This window comes from Stenotrophomonas sp. HMWF003 (assembly GCF_003061285.1).
In the GTDB taxonomy this organism is placed as follows: Bacteria; Pseudomonadota; Gammaproteobacteria; order Xanthomonadales; family Xanthomonadaceae; genus Stenotrophomonas; species Stenotrophomonas maltophilia_AP.
This window is the reverse complement of sequence record NZ_QAIW01000397.1, coordinates 900-3,106: the sequence shown is the minus strand read 5'-3', so window position 1 is coordinate 3,106 and position 2,207 is coordinate 900. Positions and strand designations below refer to the sequence as shown.

Below are 2,207 nucleotides of genomic sequence, written 5' to 3'. Positions count from 1 at the left end.
GGGCAGCGGCATCCGCCTGGCGGTCGGGCCGGCCAAGCTGGGCATGGTGGCACGCGACGGCGACACGGTATGGTTCACGCCCGAGCGCGGCGCTGCCTTGCGGGTGGACGACAAACCGCTCACCGGCCGCATCCGCTTCGCCAGTGACCGCGATCCGGCGCCAACCCTGATCGCCTTCGACGACGGCAAGGGTCAGTTGAGCCTGATCCATCGCGGCGAGCGCTATGCGCTGCGGGTGAAGCATGCCGACGCGGCCAGCCGGGCCAATTTCGCCGGGCTGCAGTACTGGCCGGGTGGCCCGTCATGGCGGGTGAACGCACGCTTCGTGCCGCACGAGCCCGGCAAAACACTGCCCATCGTGGACATCACCGGGCTGACCACGCAGATGCCCAATGCCGGCGCGCTGGAGTTCGAGCGCGACGGCCGCACCTGGCGGCTGGAAGCGCTGGGCGAACCGGGGCGCGAGCTGTTTGTGATCTTCGCCGACCGCACCAGCGGGCACGGCAGCTACCCGGCCGGGCGCTACCTGGACTTGCCTGCGCCGGATGCCAACGGCCAGGTGCAGGTGGATTTCAACCACGCCTACAATCCCCCGTGCGCGTTCACCCCGTTTGCGACGTGCCCGTTGGCACCGCCGGAAAATCGCCTGGACCTGCGCATTGACGCGGGCGAGCAGGCCTACCACGCCCCTGAAGGAGAGGCCTGAACCATGTCGATGTTGTCGCGAATGCTGTCCCCGGTGTTGATGGTCAGCCTGCTGTTGGGCAGTGGCATGGTGCAGGCGCGCGGTGACGCCCCGGCGACCAAGGCCACGCCCCCGGTGCCGCTGTTGTGGAAGGTGACCGGCCCAGGCGACAGCCGGGTGTATCTGCTGGGCTCGTTCCACCTGCTGCGTGCACAGGACTATCCGCTTGCAGCAGATGTGGACCAGGCCTTCGCTGCCTCCAAGCGGGTGGTGTTCGAGCTGTCGCCGCAGGACATGCAGTCGCCGCAGTTGACCCAGAAGATGCTGCAGGCGGCGGTGCGCACCGACGGCACCGAGCTCAAGCGTGACCTCGACCCGGCGACGTGGACCAAGCTGCAGGCCTACGCCACCGCGAACAACCTGCCGCTGGCGCAGCTGCAGGGCATGAAGCCCTGGTTCGTGGGGCTGACCATTACGCTGGGGCAGTTCACCAAGATGGGCCTGGACCCGAACCTGGGGCTGGATCGCCACTTCATGCAGCGTGCCGCGGCGGCCGGCAAGCCGACCTCCGGGCTGGAGGACATCGACACCCAGGTCGGGGTGCTGTCGGGGATGTCGGCGGCAGAGCAGCAGCAGATGGTGGCCGAGGCGCTGGACCAGGCCGACAAGGCCGACGCGGAAGGGCGCAAGCTGCACGACGCGTGGCGTCGCGGCGATGACAAGCTGCTGTGGACCTCGATGGCGGCGCAGATGCGCGGTCAGTACCCGCAGCTGTACAAGCGCATCAATACCGATCGCAATGATGCCTGGGTGCCCAAGCTGCAGCAGTATCTGCAGGCCGGGCAGGGCGGCACGCTGGTGGTGGTGGGCACGCTGCACCTGCTGGGCGACGATGGCGTGGTGGACAAGCTCAAGGCCAAGGGCTTCACGGTCGAGCGCGTGTGCACCGGGTGTGCCAAGCCGAAGCGCTGATCGCGCGCGGCGGATACGAAAAAGGCGCGGCCGTGGGGCTGCGCCTTTTTCATTGCCCCGAGCCGGGCGTTGCCTCAGCGGCGGTTCTTGCCTGCGCCGGGCGCCGGGGTGTCCGGCTTGCCGGTGCCGGTGCCGGTGCCGGTGGAGGTGCCACCGGGGCGCGGGCCGAAGCCGGGGCCCATGTTGCGCTGGAAGTCCTGCCAGAGCTCCAGGTTGCGCTCGGTCAGCTGGTTCATCATGGCCCACGGGGTCTGGCCGAGCAGGTTGCCCATCTGCTGGCGGAACTGCTGCTGCTGGTCCAGGAAGACCTGCATGCTGCGCTCCAGGTAGTTGCCCATGAAGCCCTGCAGGGAGTCGCCGTAGAAGCGGATCAGCTGGCTGAGCAGCTGGGTGGACAGCATCGGCTCACCGTCCTGTTCCTGGTCGGCGATGATCTGCAGCAGCACTGAACGGGTCAGGTCGTCGCCGCTCTTGGCATCGCGCACTTCGAAATCTTCGCCGTCGAGGATGAGCTGGCGCACATCTTCGATGGTGATGTAACTGGAAATTT

2 protein-coding genes and 1 pseudogene are annotated in these 2,207 nt (G+C 67.8%); 2 read left to right on the top strand and 1 reads right to left on the bottom strand.

What is annotated here, in order from left to right; genetic code table 11:
- Both DBR34_RS17110 and DBR34_RS17105 read left to right on the top strand, forming a co-directional pair.
- A pseudogene (locus tag DBR34_RS17110) lies at positions 1-706 on the top strand (DUF1684 domain-containing protein); the annotation flags it as partial.
- A 3-nt stretch (positions 707-709) separates the two neighbouring features.
- Entirely contained in the window at positions 710-1,657 is a 948-nt protein-coding gene (locus DBR34_RS17105) for a TraB/GumN family protein (protein WP_128097683.1), read from the top strand.
- Positions 1,658-1,731: 74 nt separating this feature from the next.
- Here DBR34_RS17105 and phaR read toward each other — a convergent pair.
- On the bottom strand, positions 1,732-2,207 hold a 476-nt coding region (phaR, locus tag DBR34_RS17100; protein WP_258224055.1), incomplete at its 5' end, for a polyhydroxyalkanoate synthesis repressor PhaR.